19 protein-coding genes and 2 pseudogenes are annotated in these 20,614 nt (G+C 66.1%); 12 read left to right on the forward strand and 9 right to left on the reverse strand.

Going from position 1 to position 20,614, the window contains the following annotated elements; translation table 11 throughout:
- Positions 1–21: 21 nt before the first annotated feature.
- On the reverse strand, positions 22–978 hold the full coding sequence (locus QW868_RS16475) for an aliphatic sulfonate ABC transporter substrate-binding protein (protein ID WP_316230963.1): 957 nt from the start codon (positions 976–978) through the stop codon (positions 22–24).
- A 385-nt stretch (positions 979–1,363) separates the two neighbouring features.
- Here QW868_RS16475 and napE point away from each other — a divergent pair, with 385 nt between their 5' ends.
- The 7 genes from napE to ppk2 all read left to right on the forward strand — a co-directional run bounded on the left by napE (position 1,364) and on the right by ppk2 (position 8,190).
- The gene (gene napE / locus QW868_RS16480; RefSeq protein ID WP_316230964.1) at positions 1,364–1,549 is read left to right on the forward strand and encodes a periplasmic nitrate reductase, NapE protein; all 186 of its coding nucleotides are present in this window, start codon (positions 1,364–1,366) and stop codon (positions 1,547–1,549) included.
- Between the two features lie 17 nt (positions 1,550–1,566).
- A complete protein-coding gene (locus QW868_RS16485) occupies positions 1,567–1,887 on the forward strand; it encodes a chaperone NapD (protein ID WP_315733883.1) in 321 nt (106 codons plus the stop codon).
- Between the two features lie 15 nt (positions 1,888–1,902).
- Positions 1,903–4,407, forward strand: a complete 2,505-nt coding sequence (gene napA, locus QW868_RS16490) for a nitrate reductase catalytic subunit NapA (protein WP_316230965.1) — start codon at positions 1,903–1,905, stop codon at positions 4,405–4,407.
- Between the two features lie 5 nt (positions 4,408–4,412).
- The gene (locus QW868_RS16495; protein ID WP_316230966.1) at positions 4,413–4,883 is read left to right on the forward strand and encodes a nitrate reductase cytochrome c-type subunit; all 471 of its coding nucleotides are present in this window, start codon (positions 4,413–4,415) and stop codon (positions 4,881–4,883) included.
- Positions 4,880–5,542, forward strand: a complete 663-nt coding sequence (locus QW868_RS16500) for a NapC/NirT family cytochrome c (protein ID WP_315813117.1) — start codon at positions 4,880–4,882, stop codon at positions 5,540–5,542. Before QW868_RS16495 ends, QW868_RS16500 begins: the two co-directional genes overlap by 4 nt.
- A 264-nt stretch (positions 5,543–5,806) precedes the next feature.
- Positions 5,807–6,916 carry an ATP-dependent RecD-like DNA helicase gene (locus QW868_RS16505; RefSeq protein ID WP_316230967.1) on the forward strand — a complete coding sequence of 370 codons (1,110 nt, stop codon included), beginning with the start codon at positions 5,807–5,809 and terminating at the stop codon, positions 6,914–6,916.
- A gap of 146 nt (positions 6,917–7,062) precedes the next feature.
- Positions 7,063–8,190 carry a polyphosphate kinase 2 gene (gene ppk2, locus QW868_RS16510; protein ID WP_315733894.1) on the forward strand — a complete coding sequence of 376 codons (1,128 nt, stop codon included), beginning with the start codon at positions 7,063–7,065 and terminating at the stop codon, positions 8,188–8,190.
- A 10-nt stretch (positions 8,191–8,200) separates the two neighbouring features.
- Here the strand turns inward: ppk2 and QW868_RS16515 are convergent, their stop codons facing one another.
- On the reverse strand, positions 8,201–8,452 hold the full coding sequence (locus QW868_RS16515; RefSeq protein WP_315733896.1) for a hypothetical protein: 252 nt from the start codon (positions 8,450–8,452) through the stop codon (positions 8,201–8,203).
- Positions 8,453–8,629: 177 nt separating this feature from the next.
- Complete coding sequence (locus QW868_RS16520) at positions 8,630–8,887, reverse strand: hypothetical protein (RefSeq protein WP_315733898.1); 258 nt, start codon at positions 8,885–8,887, stop codon at positions 8,630–8,632.
- Positions 8,888–9,828: 941 nt separating this feature from the next.
- On the opposite strand from QW868_RS16520, the gene msrA reads away from it, so the two are divergent.
- The 3 genes from msrA to QW868_RS16535 all read left to right on the forward strand — a co-directional run bounded on the left by msrA (position 9,829) and on the right by QW868_RS16535 (position 11,728).
- The gene (gene msrA, locus QW868_RS16525; RefSeq protein WP_316230968.1) at positions 9,829–10,542 is read left to right on the forward strand and encodes a peptide-methionine (S)-S-oxide reductase MsrA; all 714 of its coding nucleotides are present in this window, start codon (positions 9,829–9,831) and stop codon (positions 10,540–10,542) included.
- 95 nt (positions 10,543–10,637) lie between these two features.
- Complete coding sequence (gene msrB / locus QW868_RS16530; RefSeq protein ID WP_315784164.1) at positions 10,638–11,048, forward strand: peptide-methionine (R)-S-oxide reductase MsrB; 411 nt, start codon at positions 10,638–10,640, stop codon at positions 11,046–11,048.
- 395 nt (positions 11,049–11,443) lie between these two features.
- Positions 11,444–11,728, forward strand: coding sequence for a hypothetical protein (locus tag QW868_RS16535; protein WP_315733902.1), 285 nt, complete (start codon positions 11,444–11,446; stop codon positions 11,726–11,728).
- A 100-nt stretch (positions 11,729–11,828) separates the two neighbouring features.
- Here the strand turns inward: QW868_RS16535 and QW868_RS16540 are convergent, their stop codons facing one another.
- The 6 genes and pseudogenes from QW868_RS16540 to QW868_RS16565 form a co-directional block, all read right to left on the reverse strand.
- On the reverse strand, positions 11,829–12,380 hold the full coding sequence (locus QW868_RS16540) for a DUF4112 domain-containing protein (protein WP_409997726.1): 552 nt from the start codon (positions 12,378–12,380) through the stop codon (positions 11,829–11,831).
- Between the two features lie 48 nt (positions 12,381–12,428).
- Positions 12,429–12,875: a DUF5413 family protein gene (locus tag QW868_RS16545; RefSeq protein ID WP_315798168.1), complete on the reverse strand. Its 447-nt coding sequence runs from the start codon at positions 12,873–12,875 to the stop codon at positions 12,429–12,431.
- Positions 12,876–12,929: 54 nt separating this feature from the next.
- Positions 12,930–14,579, reverse strand: a complete 1,650-nt coding sequence (locus tag QW868_RS16550) for a hypothetical protein (RefSeq protein ID WP_316230969.1) — start codon at positions 14,577–14,579, stop codon at positions 12,930–12,932.
- A gap of 36 nt (positions 14,580–14,615) precedes the next feature.
- The gene (locus tag QW868_RS16555; protein ID WP_315733910.1) at positions 14,616–15,908 is read right to left on the reverse strand and encodes an adenylosuccinate synthase; all 1,293 of its coding nucleotides are present in this window, start codon (positions 15,906–15,908) and stop codon (positions 14,616–14,618) included.
- 347 nt (positions 15,909–16,255) lie between these two features.
- Positions 16,256–16,702: pseudogene (locus QW868_RS16560) on the reverse strand (ABC transporter ATP-binding protein); the annotation flags it as partial.
- A pseudogene (locus QW868_RS16565) lies at positions 16,701–16,808 on the reverse strand (FtsX-like permease family protein); the annotation flags it as partial. The pseudogenes QW868_RS16560 and QW868_RS16565, both read right to left, overlap by 2 nt.
- A gap of 131 nt (positions 16,809–16,939) precedes the next feature.
- Here QW868_RS16565 and mgtA point away from each other — a divergent pair.
- Positions 16,940–19,498 carry a magnesium-translocating P-type ATPase gene (mgtA, locus tag QW868_RS16570; protein WP_316230970.1) on the forward strand — a complete coding sequence of 853 codons (2,559 nt, stop codon included), beginning with the start codon at positions 16,940–16,942 and terminating at the stop codon, positions 19,496–19,498.
- A gap of 144 nt (positions 19,499–19,642) precedes the next feature.
- Positions 19,643–20,572 (forward strand): DMT family transporter, encoded by a 930-nt coding sequence (locus QW868_RS16575; protein ID WP_315778059.1) that lies wholly within the window; start codon positions 19,643–19,645, stop codon positions 20,570–20,572.
- The last annotated feature ends 42 nt before the right edge of the window (positions 20,573–20,614 follow it).

Below are 20,614 nucleotides of genomic sequence, written 5' to 3' on the forward strand. Positions count from 1 at the left end.
GGATCGTGTCGCAGGCGAGCGTCAGGTGGACGGCGTCCACTTCCAGACGATGTCGGCGACGTTGACTTGTTTCGGGATGAGCCCAACCCGGGCGAAGCGGTCGGCGACGGCCTGCTGGCTCTTGATGACCTCGTCGTCGATCGGCACGACGCTATAGACCGAGCGGTCGACGAAGCGCTTGACCGCCTCAAGATCGACGCCGGTGGCCTCGGCCTGCGCCTTGGCGACCTCCTCATGATGCGCGTTGGCCCACACGCCTTCGGCGGCGAACGCCGCGTTCAGCCTGGCCACCACGGCCGGATACTTTTCGACGAAGTCGGAGCCGACGATGTAGAATGAGTTCGGCTTGTGCACATCCTTGTCCCACGCGATCACGCGCGCATTCTCCTTGAGCTCGGCGAGCGCGAGATACGGATCCCAGATCGACCAGGCGTCGACCGAGCCCTTGACGAAGGCGGCGGTGGCATCGGCGGGCGCGAGCGGTGCCGGCGTGATGTCGGTCCAGGACAGGCCCCCCTTCTCCAGCGCGGCGACCAGGAGATTGTGCGCGCTCGAGCCCTTGCCGAAGGCGACGCGCTTGCCCTTGAGATCGGCGAGCGACTTGATCGGCGAGTCCTTGGGCACGATGATCGCCTGACTGCTGCCGTTCTGCTTGACGGCCGCCGCGTAGCGGATCTTGGCACTGGCGGCCTGCGCGAAGATCGGCGGGGCGTCGCCGACATAGCCGAAGTCGACGCTGCCGACATTGATGGCCTCCAGCAGCGGCGGGCCGAACTGGAAGTCGACCCAGACGATGTCGATGCCGACAGGCTTGAACGTATCCTCGATGGTGCGGCGCGCCTTCACCGCCGGGAAGAAGCCGCCCTTCTGGGTGCCGATGCGGATCTCCTTCGGCTTGTCCTCGGCGCGCAGCGGCGCCGCTGAGGCCATCACCGCAGCCGATGCCAACGACAGTTTCAGAAAATCACGCCGCTTCATTGCCCTCTCCGATCACCCTTGCGCATCTACGTTGATGCGATGCACAGGATGATGGTGGCGGGCGAAACGCGTGTCGAGCACCCCTGGAAAATAGTGATGCCGGTCCTCTCGGCTCACGACCAGAGGGGATGATCGTATCGAGGGCCCCACGCAAAGCAGCGAGAATTTCTCGCAAGCAAAGATGCGATCACGCGTCTTCACGGCCCATCAACCAAGATCTCGGTGGGACCGGCGCGACTCCGCTCTGGCGGTGCGCCGGTGTGCGCGAGGTTCCGCCCGCTTGATCCAGGTCAACGCCGGTTTCCGGAGCTTTCTTAAACATAAGATTAGGCGCGGCCCGGATGCCGCAATCCCTCCTGAACCTCCCCTAGCAGAGAATTCTCTCATGTCGCTCGTTGGCAGCGATGCGAACGCGCATGCGCGTCGCAGACGCATGGAAATTTTTGCCTTCCTGTTTCTCACCGCCGTGCTGATGCCCGCGCTCGCGATCGCCACCGTCGGCTCCTACGGGCTCACGGTGTGGGTCTACCAGATGATGGTCGGGCCGCCCGGCCCGCCTGCTGCGCATTGATTGGAACGACCACGCCCATGCTCTCCCACCGCACCTCCCTCGACCGCCGCGCGCTGATCACCGGCCGTGTCCTCACCGCCGATCCCGTCGTCGCGCCGGCCAAGGGCGAGATCGCCAGCATCATCGTGCAGACCCGCCCCGAGCAGCTCGATCGCGTCGAAGCCGACATCCTCGCGCTGTCCGGCTGCGAGATCCACGGCCGCGACGAGCGCGGCAAGCTGATCGTGGTCGTCGATGCGCCCGATGCCGGCGCGCTCGGCGCCACCATGAACCGGATCGGGCTGCTGCCGCACGTGCACTCCGCCTGCCTCGTCTTCCACGCCATCGACGCCGGCTAATCACACGAGACTCCAATGACCGACATGAAGATCGATCGCCGCCAGATGCTGAAGCTGGAGGCCGCCGCGATTGCCGCGGCCGCCGCCGGCATGCCGAGCGCCTCGCTCGCGGCAAACCTCGTCACCGAGCGCGAAGCCTCCGAGTTGAAATGGGACAAGGCCGCCTGCCGCTTCTGCGGCACCGGCTGCAGCGTGATGGTCGCGACCAAGCACAACCGGGTCGTCGCCACCCATGGCGACATCAAGGCCGAGGTCAATCGCGGCCTGAACTGCGTCAAGGGCTACTTTCTGTCGAAGATCATGTACGGCCATGATCGCCTGACGCATCCGATGCTGCGCAAGACCAATGGCAAATACGACAAGAACGGCGAGTTCACGCCCGTCTCCTGGGACGAAGCGTTCGACGTCATGGCCGCGAAGTACAAAGAGGCGCTGAAGAAGCGCGGTCCTTCCGGCGTCGGCATGTTCGGCTCCGGACAGTGGACGATCTGGGAGGGCTATGCGGCCTCGAAGCTGTTCAAGGCCGGCTTCCGCTCCAACAACATCGATCCGAATGCGCGGCACTGCATGGCCTCGGCCGTCGCCGGCATGATGCGCACCTTCGGCATCGACGAGCCCGCCGGCTGCTATGACGACATCGAGGCCACCGATGCGTTCGTGCTGTGGGGCTCCAACATGGCGGAAATGCACCCGATTCTGTGGAGCCGGGTCACCGACCGCAGGCTGTCGGCGCCGCATGTCCAGGTCGCCGTGCTGTCGACCTTCGAGCACCGCTCGTTCGACCTCGCCGACATCGGCATGGTGTTCAAGCCGCAGACCGATCTCTACCTCCTCAACGCGATCGCCAACCACATCATCAAGACCGGCCGCGTCAACAAGGACTTCGTCCAGGCGCACGCCGTGTTCAAGCGCGGCCAGACCGACATCGGCTACGGCCTGCGGCCCGAGCATCCACTGGAGAAGAAGGCGACCGGCCGCACCAAGGCCAATGACGCCACCGACATCTCGTTCGACGATTTTGCCAAGTTCGTCTCCGACTACACGCTGGAGAAGGCCGCCGAGATGTCCGGCGTGCCGCTGAACCGGCTGGAGGCGCTGGCCGAGCTCTATGCCGATCCGAAGACGAAAGTGGTTTCGTTCTGGACCATGGGCTTCAACCAGCACACCCGCGGCGTCTGGTGCAACAACCTCGTCTACAACATCCACCTCCTGACCGGAAAGATCAGCGAGCCCGGCAACAGCCCGTTCTCGCTGACGGGCCAGCCCTCGGCCTGCGGCACCGCGCGCGAGGTCGGCACCTTCTCGCACCGCCTGCCCGCCGACATGGTGGTCACCAACAAGGAGCATCGCACCAAGGCCGAGCACATCTGGCAGTTGCCGGAAGGCACGATCCCCGACAAGCCGGGCTATCACGCCGTGCTGCAGAGCCGGATGCTGAAGGACGGCCTGCTCAACGCCTATTGGGTACAGGTCAACAACAACCTCCAGGCCGGCCCCAACGCGAATGAGGAAACCTATCCGGGCTTCCGCAACCCGGACAATTTCATCGTCGTCTCCGACGCCTATCCGTCGGTGACCGCGCTCGCCGCCGATCTGATCCTGCCGACCGCGATGTGGGTGGAGAAGGAAGGCGCCTATGGCAATGCCGAGCGCCGCACCCAGTTCTGGCACCAGCTCGTGTCGGCACCCGGCGAGGCACGCTCCGATCTCTGGCAGCTCATGGAGTTCTCCAAGCGCTTCAAGATCGAGGAGGTCTGGCCCGAGGAATTGATCGCTAAGAAGCCGGAATATCGCGGCAAGACGCTGTTCGACGTGCTCTACAGGAACGGCCAGGTCGACAAGTTTCCGCTCGACCAGATCGAGCCGGGCTATGCCAACGACGAATCCAAGGCGTTCGGCTTCTACGTCCACAAGGGCCTGTTCGAGGAATACGCCTCCTTCGGCCGCGGCCATGGCCATGACCTGGCGCCGTTCGAGGCCTACCACAAAGAGCGCGGCCTGCGTTGGCCGGTGGTCGACGGCAAGGAGACGCGCTGGCGCTTCCGCGAGGGCTCCGATCCTTACGTCAAGGCTGGCACCGGCGTGCAGTTCTACGGCTTCCCCGACGGCAAGGCTCGCATCTTCGCTTTGCCCTACGAGCCGCCGGCGGAATCGCCCGACAAGGACTACCCGTTCTGGCTGTCGACGGGCCGCGTGGTCGAGCATTGGCATTCCGGCACCATGACGCGCCGCGTGCCCGAGCTCTACAAGGCCTTCCCCGAAGCCGTCTGCTTCATGCATCCGGACGATGCGCAGGAAGCCAACCTGCGGCGCGGCGACGAGGTCAAGGTCGCCTCGCGGCGCGGCTTTATCCGCGCCCGCGTCGAGACCCGCGGCCGCGACAAGCCGCCGCGCGGGCTCGTGTTCGTGCCGTGGTTCGACGAGTCGAAGCTGATCAACAAGGTGACGCTCGACGCCACCGATCCGATCTCGCTGCAGACCGACTACAAGAAATGCGCCGTGCGCATCGAGCGGGTGTGACGATCATGATGAGAAAAATTGCTGTCATGCTGATCGCGGCCAGCGTTGCGGCCGGATCGAGCGCCCTGCTCGCCCAGAGCGTCTCGTCCTCGCTGCGCGGTCCCGCACCGCTCAACGACGAGGGCTCGGCGCCGCCGATGCAGCCGATGAAGAACACCGCCGAGAAGGAGGTGCGCAACTATCCGGAGCAGCCGCCGGTGATTCCGCATGCCATCGACGGCTATCAGGTCGACATGCAGGGCAACAAATGCCTGTCCTGCCATGCCCGCGCGCGCACCGCGGAGTCGAAGGCGCCGATGCTGTCGATCACCCACTTCATGGATCGCGACGGCCAGTTCCTGGCCTCGGTGTCACCGCGCCGCTTCTTCTGCACCCAATGCCACGTGCCGCAGAGCACGGCCAATCCGCCGGTCAGCAACGACTTCGTCGACATCGACACGCTGCTGGCGCACGACAGGCCGGGTGGCAAGCGATGAGCAGCGCCGACATCCCGGCGGGCGCCAAAGCGCCCGTCCCCGAGAAGCGGCTCGGCCTTGTCCGCCGCGCCTGGCAGTTCATTCTCGACCTCATCGACGTGCTGCTGAAGCCGAGCTCCGTGTTCGGGCTCGGCGTGCTGGTGCTGGCGGGCTTCCTCGCCGGCGTCATCTTCTGGGGCGGCTTCAACACCGCGCTGGAGATCACCAACACCGAGAAGTTCTGCACCGGCTGTCACGAGATGCGCGACAACGTGTTTTCAGAGCTGAAGTCGACCGTCCACTTCTCCAACCGCTCCGGCGTGCGCGCCAGTTGCCCGGACTGCCATGTGCCGCACAACTGGACCGACAAGATCGCGCGCAAGATGCAGGCCTCCAAGGAGGTCTGGGGCCATCTGTTCGGCTCGATCAACACCCGCGAGAAGTTCACCGACCGCAGGCTGGAGCTGGCCTTGCACGAATGGGCGCGCTTCAAGGCCAATGATTCGCTCGAATGCCGCAACTGCCACAGCGCGCAGTCGATGGACATCACCAAGCAGTCGCCGCGCGCCGTCGAAGCGCACCAGCGCTTCCTCTTCACCGGCGAGAAGACCTGCATCGACTGCCACAAGGGCATCGCGCATCATCTGCCGGACATGCGCGGCGTCCCGGGCTGGCAGTAGGCTTCTTCTGGAGGGGAACGAGCGATCGCCGCAGGCACGCTGCGCCCCCTCCCCCGCTTGCGGGGGAGGGCTGGGGTGGGGGCGCCACACGGGCAGTCCCGCCGGAGCGTTCCCCCACCCGCATCGCATCTTCCGATGCGATGCGACCTCCCCCGCAAGCGGGGGAGGCGTGGACCCACTCGCATCAGCGCTTGATCTCCCGCCCGCAGCCCTTAGGTTCACGGAATGTCCCCGAGTCGCCGCGCGGCTCCATCCTCGTGAGCCATGACCACCTTCTCCCCGCATCAGGATTCCGCGCTCAAGGCCGTCGGCGACTGGCTGAAGGCCAAGCCGGGCAAGAACGGCACGCCGCAGGTGTTCCGGCTGTTCGGCTATGCCGGAACCGGCAAGACCACGCTGGCCCGCCACATCGCCGAAGACGTCGACGGCGAGGTCAAGTTCGCGGCCTTCACCGGCAAGGCGGCGCTGGTGATGCGCAGCAAGGGCTGCGACAATGCCTCCACCATCCACTCGCTGATCTATCGCGCGCAGGAGAGCGGCGAGGAGCAGCCGAACTTCGAATTGTGGGACGACGCGCCGGCGTCCAAGGCCAAGCTGATCATCATCGACGAATGCTCGATGGTCGACGCCGATCTCGGCCGTGATCTCCTGTCCTTCGACTGCCCGTTGCTGGTGCTCGGCGATCCCGCGCAGCTGCCGCCGGTCAAGGGCGGCGGCTTCTTCACCGAGAGCGAGCCCGACGTGATGCTCACCGAGGTGCATCGCCAGGCCAAGGACGATCCGATCGTGCGGATGTCGATGGACGTGCGCGAAGGCAACACGCTCGACATCGGCCGCTACGGCGAGAGCGAGGTGGTGGAGCGCCGCGAGCTCGATCCGTCGCGCGTGATGGAGGCCGACCAGGTGCTGGTCGGCCGCAACGCCACCCGCCGCGCCTACAACAACCGCTTTCGGCAGCGCCTCGACATCGAGGACGCCCTCCCCGTCGCCGGCGACAAGCTGGTCTGCCTGCGCAACAACCGCAAGAAGGGCCTGTTCAATGGCGGGCTATGGCGGGTGAAGTCGCGCGCGACCTCGAAATCCAAGATCGTGACGATGCGGGTCGCGCCCGACGAGGATCTCGGACGCAAGGTAACGAAAGTCTCGGTGCGCGGCGAATGCTTCGGCGGCGGCATCGAGGACATCCCGTGGGAGCAGCGCAAGCCCTACGACGAGTTCGACTACGGCTACGTGCTGACCGTGCACAAGTCGCAGGGCTCGCAATGGGACGACGTGGTGCTGTTCGACGAGAGCTTTGCCTTCCACGAGAGCCGCGCCCGCTGGCTCTACACCGGAATCACACGGGCCGCGAAGCGGCTGTCGATCGTAGTGTAACGCCGGCTTTACCGCGCGAGGCGATTTCGCCCGCCTCGCTGGTACCCGCCTGCGGCCGGTTGATCCACGTCAACCTGACGCAGGGTCCTTGGCGGATAGAGATCGATTCACATCTCTGTTAATCCAGCAGCAGGCGACGGGATCGCATGGCAAAGTCCAGGACCACGAAGGGCAAGGCCTCCAACGGCCAACGCATGAAGCGCGCAGCCGCCACCGCGCGTGTCGCGCGCCGGCAGTCCGCCGCCAGGCTCGATCCGATCGCGCAGTCGCTGGTCGACGAACAGATGCAGGCCGCGCAGATCACCGGGCTGTCGGCGTTCGAGACCGTGCTCAACGGACCGCCGGCCCTGGACGCCAACTCTGCGCCGGTCAAGGCGATGCTGGATGGTGCCGCGCCCGACGATGCCAAGCTGATGAAGGCGCTGATCGAGGGCAAGGCCAAGCCCGACAAGCGTCACACCTCCGACGAGCTCGCCGACAACTGGCGCCAGGGCGGCTACCCCTACAAATTCCGCATGTACCGCAAGGACTATGAGGAACAGAAATTCATCCTGCAGACCGAGCTGCTCAAGCTGCAGAACTGGATGAAGGATGCGCGGCAGCGCCTGGTGCTGCTGTTCGAGGGCCGCGATGCCGCCGGCAAGGGCGGCACCATCAAGCGCTTCATGGAGCATCTCAATCCGCGCGGCGCCCGCGTCGTCGCGCTGGACAAGCCGAGCGACGTCGAGCGCGGCCAATGGTATTTTCAGCGCTATGTCGAGCACCTGCCGACCGCGGGCGAGATCGTGCTGTTCGATCGCTCATGGTACAACCGCGCCGGCGTCGAGCGCGTGATGGGCTTCTGCTCGCAGGCCGAATATGACGAGTTCCTGCGCCAGGTGCCGGAGTTCGAGCGCAATCTCGTGCGCAGCGGCATGCATCTCATCAAGTTCTGGTTCTCGGTCAGCCGCGAGGAGCAGCGCCGCCGCTTCAAGGAGCGCGAGGCGCATCCGCTCAAGCAGTGGAAGCTGTCGCCGATCGACACCGCCTCGCTCGACAAATGGGATGACTACACCCGCGCCAAGGAGGCGATGTTCTTCTCCACCGACACTGCCGACTGCCCGTGGACCGTGATCAAGTCGGACGACAAGAAGCGCGCGCGGCTGAACGCGATGCGCTGCGTGCTGCACTCCCTGCCCTATGCCGGCAAGGACGCCTCGCGCATCGGGCAGGTCGACGATCTCATCGTCGGCCGCGCCAGCGTCATCCACGAGCGCGAGGAGCACGCGAGCTGAGGCGACGCGCTCAGCGCCGATGACGCCGATGCGCCCTCACGGGATCGGCTGGCGGCATCGCTGCATTTGCATTCGGAAAGGCCGGCGGGCCACGGCGAGCCAGCTCCGCCTGCGCCGCCGGCGTCAGCGCGCCGCCATTGAGCACATCGCGGTCGGGATGCATGGCCGCATAGGCCGCCGGCTCGGAGAATTGGGCCGACGCCGCGGTGGCCGCCAGTGGCGACATCAGCAGAGCTGCCGCCAGGCTCCTGAATGCGATCATGATTGGTCTTCCCTGTTGCGCACCAATTCGCGCAGGCGATGATGTAGGCAGGCGAAAGCGGCATCCCAATCACGACCGCGCGAGGTGACGGCCGTTCGTGATCGCGCCCATCTCTCAGACGTAGCGCTGCAGCCGCTGTCCGGGCAGCAGATCGTAGGACGCCTTCCAGGCGACCCGTCATCGCCGCTGCGGCAGCCGATCATACGGGCGGAGATGAGCGGACGGCGGAAACGCGGGCGCCGCGCCGGAGGCGCGCACCAGGCCCATTCGTCCCGCCGGCGTCAGTGCGCCGCCGTTGAGCACGTCGCGATCGGGATACATCGCCTGAAACGCCCCCGGCTCCTGCTCGCCGTAGAACCAGCCCTGCGCCGATGCCGGCGCGGCAGTCGCCATCGACAGCAGCACCGCTGCCGCCTTTGATTTCCAGGATGTCATGATTGTTCTCCAGGTTCTCACGATGCGGAGAACGCGCACTCGATGTCTGGTCAGGGGTCTGACGATCGAGACGCGTCCGCCTCTGTATTGACCGCAGAGAGAACGAAATATTCGCGGCGTCTCCGCCGCGCGGGCATCACGACCACGAGACCTGAACCACATCATGGTTCGAAGATCGACGAAGTGTGATGTCATCGTGAGCTTGCGGACTAGATGGCCCGTCGGGCAAATCGGCCAACGACGACAGAAGCTGTCAAGGTCTTCTGAAAAACATAAATCGTTTCGCGGTTTGCCCAAATCAGGCTTATGATGCCCGCGTTTCGTTGCACGGCAGGGGACGTATCGCGATCGTCACGGACGTTGGCAGCGAAATGCGATGGACGCGACATGTTGCAGCGGGCGAAGCGCCTGCGGACGAACGACATGGCGCGGACGGCGAAAGCGTGTGGTCCTGGCCTCCCGACGCTGAGGCCAAGCTGGTGGTGATGATCCGCCGGCGACGGGGGCAAGACAGCCGGTCCCCGAGGAGAGCACGTATAAGCGTTAACACCATCGCGCGGGGAAGGCCGGATCTGTCTGGCTGCACCTGTGGTACCTGCCGCCTGCATTTTTTTGAGCAGGCGGGCCACGGGCCTCAGCCGAGGTCCGGCCTTCCCTGCGCCCTCCGCTTCCGGAGGGCCAATGAACCGGTATCCCTCGGGCCATTCGAGCCGCGAGAACAAATCGCCATGTCTGGAACGCTCCCGCCACAACTCACAGTGTCGTTCCCGGCGCCCAGTGCGCAATTGTGCACGCCTCGCGCCACCCCGGCCGTTCACGCAGTCGTGTCGCGTCCCCCGTAACGCCGGCCGGGCACCGACGTATCTTGCAGCAGAGGCCGGACCGGGCCAGTGTTTCCGGCTGGCGAGACGAGACAAGCCACCCCTCACGAGGATCCAAAGATGCGCCTCACCCGCTCCCTTTTCGTCAAGACAGCCGTGCTCGGTGCCATGACGGCCGGCATCCTGGCCTGGCAGCCGCTGCACGCCGCCGAGGTGGCCGTCGTGATCCCACCGCCGGCCCAGGATCAGCCGGCCTCCGACGGGCTGGAAACCGCCGTTGTCGCCGGCGGTTGCTTCTGGGGCGTCCAGGGCGTCTACCAGCACACGGCGGGCGTGATCAGCGCGGTGTCCGGCTATGCCGGCGGTACCAAGGCCACGGCCGACTACCGCACGGTGTCGAGCGGCACGACGGGCCATGCGGAATCGGTCCAGATCAAGTACGACCCGAAGAAGATCTCCTACGGCAAGATCCTGCAGATCTTCTTTTCGGTCGTGCACGATCCGACCCAGTTGAACCGACAGGGCCCGGACTCAGGCCCGCAATATCGCTCGGCGATCTTCACCACCTCGGAGGCGCAGAGGAAGGTCGCGGAGGCCTATGTCGCCCAGATCGACAAGGCCAAGGTGTTCGGCAAGCCGATCGTCACCAAGATCGGCAAGCTCGAGGCGTTCTATCCGGCCGAGGCCTATCATCAGGACTATCTGACGCTGCACCCGAGCCAGCCTTATATTGCCTATAACGACCTGCCGAAGATCGAGAACCTGAAGAAGATCTTCGCGGAGAACTACATCGAGAAGCCGACGCTGGTCGGCGAGGCCAAAGCGACGAACTGAGGCGACGACCTGCCGCCACGACTTTGAGGCCGCGACGGCGGCCGATCAGCGCAATGACAGGGGCGGACGAGTCTAGGTCCGCCAGAGGAAAAGAGATGAGCGACACCAAGACCGACGACAAGGTCATCAAGAGCGAGGCGGAATGGCGCAAGGAGCTGACGCCGATGCAGTACGCCGTGCTGCGCGAGAAGGCGACCGAGCGCCCGTTCTCGGGCGAATACGAGCATGAGCATCGCGCCGGGACCTATGTGTGTGCCGGCTGCGGCCAGACCCTGTTCGAGTCCGACGCCAAATTCGACTCCGGCTGCGGCTGGCCGAGCTTCACCCAGCCGGCGACGGAGAGCCACATCGACGAGGAAACCGACTATACCCACGGCATGGTCCGCACCGAGGTGCTGTGCTCGAAATGCTCGGGCCATCTCGGCCATGTCTTTCCCGACGGTCCGGGGCCGACCGGCCTGCGCTATTGCATCAACTCCGCGGCCCTGAAGTTGAAGCCGCGCTGACGTCACCATCGGCCCGGTTCCGTTACGGACGGTAATGGGGCCGCTGGGCTGGCGGCCGGCGAGGCGTGGGCGGCCAAAACCGGCCACCAGGGGTGAGATTTTAGCCGTGCAGATCGGGCTCTCCTACATTCACAAGTTGCAGATCGATTAAACTATTGAAAAAAGAGGACATTTCAGCGCGGTCCGAACCAGGCCGGATTTACGATGTGAGCGTGCAGGATTCGCATTTCTGCCAAATCGGCCTATATTAGGGGTCGTAACTGACTATGCAGGGCCGGGCCGCCTGGAGCGGCAAATCCCGCCCTCCACCCCCGCAATCGCTGGCGTCATCGCCAAGCTGAATGTTTTGAAAGCTCGCGTCAGCGCTTCCAGCCGACAAGAAGAGGTCTCAGACCATGCGTCCACTGCGTCCGTTCAACTTCAACACCTCTGCCGAACTGTTTCCCGCCGCCATCCGCAAGAAGAAGCGGGCGGGGTTTGCCTATCGGCGGTTCGGCACCGCGGCTGAAGCCGTGCGCTTTGCCATGGAGGAGTTGCCTGCGGATTCGCTGAATGGCGCCTACCTGCAGGTCGAGGAAGCCCGGTTCGACCAGAACGGCATCCGCACCCTGTATGAGAGCGAGGCGTTCCCGCTGCCGCGCCGGGTGGTCGACAAGGCGCCGGACGCCGATGCGGCCTGACGGCTGCCAAACCATTCTCCAACACCCTGCCCCGCCTTGTGCGGGGCAGTTTTTTTATAGGGGTCGGTTTGTGCGGCTTTTGGCCCGGTCTCGCGGCGCGTCAACGCGGCTGGGTATCGAGCCACCGCCGCAGGATCTTGGCGTTGCGCATATTGGCGCGGAACAGCACGTCGAAGGCGTCGCCCGCCACCGGCACCATGCCGATCACCCCCTCGACCGCGACATTGCCGAGCATCCGGGTGATGACGTGCCACGGCGCACCCAGCGCACGGGCCTCGCGCACCAGCCACAGCGACAGCGCGGTCGCGATGAGGTCACCGACCACGGGGATCAGGCCGATGATGCCGTCGATGCCATAGCGGATGTTGGTGCCGGGCAGGACGAAGGCGACGTCGAGCAGCTTCGCCACCGCCTCCAGCCGCGCGATCCGCTGCTCACGGGTCAGATTGCCGAATGGATTGGAGGTGCTGAAATCGAAGCGCACGCCGCCCGGGCCGACGAAGGCGCCATTGAACGAGGACTGGAAGGATCCCTGCGGGATCTCACGTCCGTCCTGGTCGATGATCGGTCCACGCGCCTCATTGGCGTTGAAGCGTGCCTGCGAGGCGCGTCCGGAGGCGCGGCGGGGCGAGGGGGTCATCTGCTCTTGCATACCCATCACATAGAAACGCGGCAGCAGGGCGCAAGTTGCGTCACGCCGTCACGCGCTGTGCTCGCTGGGCTGAGCCGCCGGCGCTTCGGGCGGGGTTTCGTCGACGAATTTGTGCACCAGCCACGACGACACCGTCGCGGGAATGAAGCCGACCAGTCCGTAAAGGACCCATTGCAGGGCACCGTATTCGGAGCCGTGCGAAGCGTAGTTGAAGCCGGCGAGCAGGAAGGCGATGCCGCCCACCAGCAGCATCCGCATGGTCGGTCCGATGCGCCTGACGTGGAACAGGATGTCGTCGATCGCGCACATCATCAGTGCCGGCAGGAAGCCGAACAGGTAGCTGTATTGCAGCGAGGTGACGAAGACCTTGAACAGCTTGGCCACTTCGCCGGGATTGGTGTTGGTCCAATAGCCGGACATGTAGGTCGTGACCAGAAGCAGCGCGAAACCGCCCAGCGCCGGGCCCACGGCAACGAAGATGAGATATCGCTTCATGCCCAATCTCCTGCCTCGCCGATTCGCCCAACGCGCGAGGCGCGTGTGGACTGCTCAGTCACCCCACAGCGCGAAGGCGTCGTTGAAGGCGCGCTCGCCCGGCGCGCCCTTCTCGATCGCGATGATGGCCCGGCGCTGATTGCTGTAGACCAGCGGAACGTCGAACCAGGAGCGCTCCTTCAGGAGCTGCACGTTGCGGGTCCGGTCGGCGTCGACATTGGACAGGCCGACCAGGAAGAAGCCGTCGGTGACCTTCACTGCGAGGCCGGCCAGCGGCGTCCCACGCGCCTGCTCGTTGGATTTCATCAGGATCCCCGGCACGTTGCCGACGCCGCCGCCAGAGAAATCCTGCGGCAGGATGAAGGTCAGTTCCGCGGTGTGGCTCGCCGGCAGCGACGTGTCGGTGTTGCGGCGGAACGACATCGTCATCTTGAACTTGCGATCGGGAATCTCGATGTCGGCGCGCACAGCGATGTCGGCCTTCTGCGTCCCCGTCGCCTTGATCTGCTCGGTGCGCCAGACCACCGAGCCGATGTATTGCTTGCCCTTCGGATCGGCGGGATCCTCGTCATAGAGCACGACGCGTTGCGCGACCGGCGCGATCTGGTCCGAGGACGGCGACTGGCCGACACGGTCGGTGATCTTCGGCTTGCTCAGCGGCGTGCCGGTGTCCTTGGGCGCCTCGACCGTCGAGGAAGATTTGAACAGGCCATTGACCATCCCGACCAGCGGCCGGCCCCACAGAATTCCGGCGCCGATCAGGATCAGCACGATCCCTGCGGCGATGGCGGCCTTGAACGGAAAGGTCGAGCCGCTGCGCTCCGACTTCTTCTTGCCCTCGCGATCCGGCGCGGCGCCGCGCTGGCGGGTCGAGGTGGCAGGCAGCGCGTAGCGCTCGGCCTCCTGGACCGACTCGTCATAGGAGTATGGCGCCTCGGGCAGTGGCGGCCGGTCATCGTCGTCGCCCTCGAGCCGATCGAGATCGGTGGTCGGAACGTTGGCGTAGGTCTTGCGCGCCGCACGGTTGGCCTGGGCAGTGGCCTTGCCGAGATCGTCGACATCGGCGGTGATGTCGCGGAAGCCGCGCATGGCGGGCGGCGTTGCCGGATTGCCGTTGTCCTGAGCACCGCGGCGGGCGGCCGCCGGACGTTCGCGCACTGGAGGCGCCGCCCCATCCTGTGGAGGCGTTTGAGGCGGCTGGGGCCGCGGCGGCACAGCTGGCGCGCCAGCGGCAGCCGGCGGCGCATCCGGTCGTGGATTGCGCGCCGGACGCGGCTCGGCCGTCTCGCCGCCGAGCGGCGGCCGCTCGGCCCGGGCAGCGGCCGGGGCCGCCGGTCGTGGCCGCGGGGCGGTCGTGGCGGCCTGGTCTGGAGTCGGAGCGGGCTGAGCCGCGGGGGTGGCCGGAGCATCCGAATTGCGCGCACCGGCCCGCCGGAGCGCATCACCTGGGCGGGCCGCGCCGCTGGACGCCCGCTGTGCCTCGCGGGCGCGCTGGGCCGCTTCCGCCTCAACCTTGCGCACGGCTTCCTCGAGCGACAGCCGCTCGCGCGTGATCTCGGATTCGCTCAGCGGCGGCTGGACGCTGCGCAACTGTGCGATCAAGGCCGCCCGCGCCCGCTCGTAAAGCGCACGCCGGCTTTCCCCGGGAGCGTTGGGGTCCAATCCGGCAATGGCACGGGCTATCAGCGGGTAGTAGTCGGCCATATCAACTCAATTCGCGCGCTCAGCTGTCGGGTCCCGTCACGCCTCGAAGGGATTCTGGACCAGAATAGTATCCTCGCGTTCGGGGCTGGTGGAAAGCAGCGCGATCGGGCAACCCACCAGTTCCTCGATCCGCCGGACGTATTTGATGGCCTGTGCCGGCAGATCGGCCCAGGAGCGCGCGTTTGCAGTCGGCTGCTTCCAGCCTTCGATGGTCTCGTAGATCGGTTCGACCCGAGCCTGCGCGCCCTCACCTGCCGGGAAATGATCGATCTCCTTGCCGTCCAGCCTGTAGCCGGTACAGACATCGATGGTGTCGAAACCATCGAGAATGTCCAGCTTGGTCAGCGCAAGACCGTTAATGCCGCAGGTCCGCACCGCCTGGCGGACCAGGACCGCATCGAACCAGCCGCAACGACGCGGCCGGCCGGTATTCGTTCCGAATTCGCGGCCACGCTCGCCGATCTTGCGGCCGGTCTCGTTGTCCTGCTCGGTGGGAAACGGCCCCTGCCCGACCCGGGTCGTGTAGGCCTTGCACAGGCCGAGCACATAGCCGATCGCGCCCGGCCCGAGGCCCGCGCCCGTGGCCGCCTGCGCCGCGACCGTGTTGGACGAGGTCACGTAGGGATAGGTGCCGTGATCGACGTCGAGCAGCGCGCCCTGCGCGCCCTCGAACAACATCCGCTTGCCTTCGCGGCGCTTGATGTCGAGCAGACGCCAGACCGTCTCCGCATAGGGCAGCAGCTTCGGCGCAAAGGCCGTCAGCTCGCGCAGGATCTGCTGGCCGTCGATCGGCTCGAGGCCGAGGCCGCGGCGGAGCGCATTGTGGTGCGCGAGCAGCCGATCGATCTTGTGCGGCAGCGTATCGAGATCGGCGAGGTCCATCAGGCGGATCGCGCGGCGGCCGACCTTGTCCTCATAGGCCGGGCCGATGCCGCGGCGGGTGGTGCCGATCGCGGTCGCCGCGCTCGCGGACTCGCGCAGCGCGTCGAGTTCGCGGTGCAGTGGCAGGATCAGCGTGACGTTCTCGGCAACGCGCAGATTGTCCGGGCTGATGGCGACGCCCTGCGACTGGAGCTTGCCGACCTCGTCGAGGAAGGCCTGCGGATCGAACACGACGCCATTGCCGATCACCGACAGCTTGCCCGTGCGCAGCACGCCCGACGGCAGCAAAGCGAGCTTGTAGGTGGCGCCGTTGATGACGAGGGTATGGCCGGCATTGTGGCCGCCCTGGAAGCGCACGACGATGTCGGCCTGCTCCGACAGCCAGTCGACGATCTTGCCCTTCCCCTCGTCACCCCATTGGGCGCCGACGACGACCACGTTAGCCATTCGCAGCTCTTTCCTCTGCCAAGATCCAAAACAGCACGATCGGTTCGGACGAAATCGCTTCCGATGAGGGGCCAGCCTGGCCAACCATGCGCCCAGCCCAAATCGCGGCCGGGACCGCTCGCTTGCGAGGCGACCCACCGGATAAAGGAAGCCGCCGGGCTAGGCAAGCGAGAACGGGCCTTCGGAGCACACAAGAGCGCCACCAAGCCTTTGATAAGCCCCAAAATTTCATGCCGCCCCGGCTGCGGATCGGGCGACCCGGCCATACGCTTCTGGCGGCGCATCGACCCGGGCGGTTCCATTGAGCACCCGAACGGCGGCGAATCTACGATCGAAGCGGCGCGCTCTCAGCTCTGGATGCGGCCGTCGACAACCTCGATGATGCGATCGCAGCGCCGTGCCAGATCAAGGTTGTGGGTGACGAGCAGGACGCTCGTGCCAACCTCCCGATTGACCTCGCGCATCAGGCCAAAGACCGCCTCGGCCGACTTGGTGTCGAGGTTGCCGGTCGGCTCGTCCGCCAGCACCAGATCGGGGTTCATCGCCAGCGCCCGCGCCACCGCGACGCGCTGCTGCTGGCCGCCTGACATGTTGCTCGCGAGATGGTCGGCGAATTTCGCCAGCCCGACCTGGTCGAGCAGCGTCGACGCCTGCGCCTCGATCTCGGGGCCCGGGAAGCCGCGATCGACCAGCAGCGGCATCATCACGTTCTCCTTGGCCGTGAAGGCAAGGATCAGGAGATGAGACTGAGAGATGAAGCGGATGGTATGGCCGCGGGTGAGCTCGGTGTCACTGCAGCAGAAGCACGCGCAAAATCTGTCCGCGCGAGGTGCCCATCGCACGCAGGATCCCGATCTCCTTGGAGCGCTGGATCACCGAGACGATCAGCACGGCGGCGATGCGGCGCATTGCGGCAACCGAGGCCATCACGGCAGCGGGATGTTGCGCTAGGTCAACCGCCGCCCGGAGAGCTTCATGCAAATCAGCCATGATGACCACGACCATTCATCCACCAACCTGGACAGGCCCGCGTGAGCACTGAGACGACCTCCGGCCCGCACCAATTTTGGCGCCTGTCGCCCGCGCAGGCGGGCGCGACGCTCGGCTGCGACCTGAACGGTCTCGGCGCGGCCGACGCCGAGCAGCGGCTGCAACGCTACGGCCACAACGCCGATGCGCCCTCGCACGTCGTGGGTCCGTTGCGCGCCGTGCTCCGCCGCCTGCTCGAGCCGCTGTCGCTGATCCTGCTGGTGGCGGGCATCATCTCGATGGTGACGGGAGACGTGATCGGCGGCGCCATCATCGTTCTCATCCTGACGCTGTCGATCGGCCTCGACACGGTTCAGGAGGGACATGCCGTCAAGGCGGCCGAGGAGCTCCGCCGCTCCGTCGCCTTGAAGGCCGAGGTCAAGCGGGATGGCGCCTATCGCCAGATCGACGTCGAGGCGGTCGTTCCCGGAGACATCCTGCGCGTACGCGCGGGCGACATCGTTCCTGCCGATGCGCTGGTCATCGAAAGCAAGGCGTTCACCGCCGGCGAGGCGGCGCTCACGGGAGAGCCCTATCCCGTGACGAAACAGGCCGGCATTCCGGCCGTTGAGAACGACACGTCGAATGCGCTGTTCCGCGGCTCGGTGGCGCAGACCGGCGAGGCCGTCGCCATCGTCGTCAACACTGGACCGAACACGATGTTCGGCGCGGCCGCCGCGGCGCTCGCCGAGGGGCAGGCGCGCACGCCGTTCGAGCGCGACCTGCATGAATTCGGCCTCGTCATCGCGCGGCTTACGCTGGCCCTGGTCGTGATCGTGCTCACGGTTCGCGTCGTATTCGGACGCGATGTGCTCGACTCGCTGTTGTTCTCGGTCGCGCTCGCGGTCGGATTGACGCCCGAGCTGCTGCCGATGATCACGACGGTGACACTGTCGCGCGGCGCACTGCGCATGGCCAAGCGCAAGGTGATCGTGAAGCGGCTTGCGGCGATTCATGATCTCGGCGCGATGTCGGTGCTGTGCACCGACAAGACGGGAACACTGACATCCGCGGAGATCACGCTCGCCCGCAGCGTCGCGCCCGACGGCACCGACCATCCGCGAGCTGCCGAGCTCGGCGCGATCGCGGCCGCACTCGGCGGTGATCGCGGCTCGCTCGATTGCGCGCTCGTCGCAGGCGCCAATCATGCGGCCGAGGGATGGTCTTTGGGCGGCCAGCAGACCTTCGACTTCTCGCGCCGGCTCGGCTCGGTGCTGGCGATCCGCGGCCAGGATCGGATCCTGATCGTGAAGGGCGCGCCTGAGGCGGTGATCGAGTTGTGTACGCAGCAGCGGCATGGCGGCACGTTCGCGCCGCTCGACGACAACGGCCGCACCGAGATGTACGAGCGCGTTCACGCGCTCGCACGCGAGGGCTTGCGCACGGTCGCGATCGCGTCACGGCCGTGGAACGGCGCGCCGCGCGAGATCGAAACCGACGACGAGCAGGAACTGATCTTCGAAGGGCTGTGCGCGTTCGCCGATCCGCCCAAGCCGACCGCGGCGGCTGCGATCGCGCAGCTTGCCCGCGCCGGCATCGCGCTGAAGATCCTCTCCGGCGACGATCCCGTCGTGGTCAAGCGGCTGGCCGGCCTGGTCGGGCTGAAGGCGGATCGCGTGCTGTCCGGCAGCGACATCGCCGAGCTCAGCGACGACGCGCTCGCGGTGCAGGTGCACTCGGCCGATGCGTTCGGCCGTCTCGCGCCCGATCAGAAATCGCGCATCGTCAAGGCGCTGCAGGCCTCCGGCGAGATCGTTGGCTTCCTCGGGGACGGCATCAACGATGCGCCGGCGCTGAAGGCGGCCGACATCGGCCTGTCCGTCGAAGGCGCCACCGGCGTCGCCCAATCGGCCGCCGACATCATCCTGCTCGCCTCTGATCTCGACGTCGTCGCCAACGGCGTCGAAGAAGGCCGACGCACCTTCGCCAACATCCTGAAGTATGTCCGAATGGGCGCGAGCTCGAATGTCGGCAACATGCTGTCGATGGCCGCCGCATCGATGGTGCTGCCGTTCCTGCCGATGCTGCCGACGCAGATCCTGCTCAACAATCTGCTCTACGATCTCTCCGAGCTCGGCATTCCGTTCGACCGCGTGAGCCGGCAGGCGACCGCGCGGCCGCAGCGCTGGGACATGAAGCGGCTCATGCGCTTTGCCGCGATCATGGGGCCCCTGTCGTCCCTGTTCGACTTTCTCACCTTCGGCGCGCTGCTGTATTTGTTCCATGCGACGCCCGATGAATTCCGCACCGCATGGTTCCTCGAATCGATGGCAACCCAGATTCTCGTCATCTTCATCATCCGGACCAATGGGCGGCCATGGAGCAACCGGGCGGATCCGATGCTGACGGCGTCGTCGCTCACCGCGCTCGCCGTCGCACTGGTCGTGCCCTTCACACCGGCCGGCGCATGGTTCGGCTTCGTTGCACCGCCCCTCACCGTCTTAGCTGCCATCGCCGCCCTCGTCGTCGCCTATCTGGTCAGTGCGGAGGGCCTCAAATCGCTCGCGGTGCGATCCGGACCGCGGAGACCGCACCGGGGACACGCTCGTGCGCGATCTTGACGACGGCCATCGCTGCATGGTCGCGATGCATCTGCCCTCTTGATAGGCAGCTGCAATTGGTGTCTGTCGAAAGCGCCGGGAGGAACGGCGGCCGGACATCCCGGCCGCGCGCCGCGGCGCATCGAACCAGGCCAACACCGCCGCATGTCCGCCGCCGATCCCACCGCGTCCGCCGCGCCCGCGCGCGCCTGGATCGCCAACCAGCCCTATGTGCTGCTCAGCATCACGGCGCTGTGCTGGGCCGGCAACTCGATCGTCGGGCGGCTTGCCGCCGGCCACATCCCGCCGGTGACATTGTCGTTCCTGCGCTGGTCGCTCGCCTTCCTGCTGATCCTGCCGCTCGCCTGGAAACAACTGCGCCAGGACTGGCCCGCGATCCGGTCGCGGCTCGGCATCATGATCGCGTTGTCCGTGACGGGCATCGGCGCCTTCAACACGCTGCAATACTGGTCGCTCGAATATACGCAGGCACTCAACACCCTGCTGCTGCAGTCGGCTGGTCCGCTGATCGTGGCAATTTGGTCGATGCTGCTGTTGCGCGTGCACCTGACCCTGGCGCAGGCCATCGGCATCGTGCTGTCGCTCGTGGGCGTGCTGCTCATCCTGACGCGCGGTCACCCCACCGCGCTGGCCGACATCAGCTTCAACAGAGGGGATCTGATCTTCCTGCTGGCGATGGCGGTGTTCGGCTTCTACTCGGTGCTGACGATCAAGCGGCCGCAGATCCACGGCCTGTCGATGGTCGCCTTCACCTTCGGTTGCGGCGCAGCCAGCCTCATTCCGCTGCTGATCTGGGAAATCAACGCGCGACCGGTCATGGCGCTCGACGCGCAGAACCTGTTGTCGCTGCTCTACGTCGCGATCTTTCCTTCGACGATCGCCTATCTCTGCTTCAATCGCGGCGTGCTCCTGATCGGCGCCAATCGCGCCGCGCCGTTCTTTCACGTGGTCCCGGTGTTCGGCTCGATCATGGCCTTCGTGTTCCTCGGCGAGCAGCCGGAGGTCTTCCACGTGATCGGCTTCGTGCTGGTGCTCGCCGGCGTGTTCGTGGCGTCGCGCAAGCAGGCGACCTGATATCCACGTCCTGCGCGCGCCCCCGCGGCCCTTTGCTGTCCG

The organism is Bradyrhizobium sp. SZCCHNR1051, assembly GCF_032489615.1.
Classification (GTDB): Bacteria; Pseudomonadota; Alphaproteobacteria; order Rhizobiales; family Xanthobacteraceae; genus Bradyrhizobium.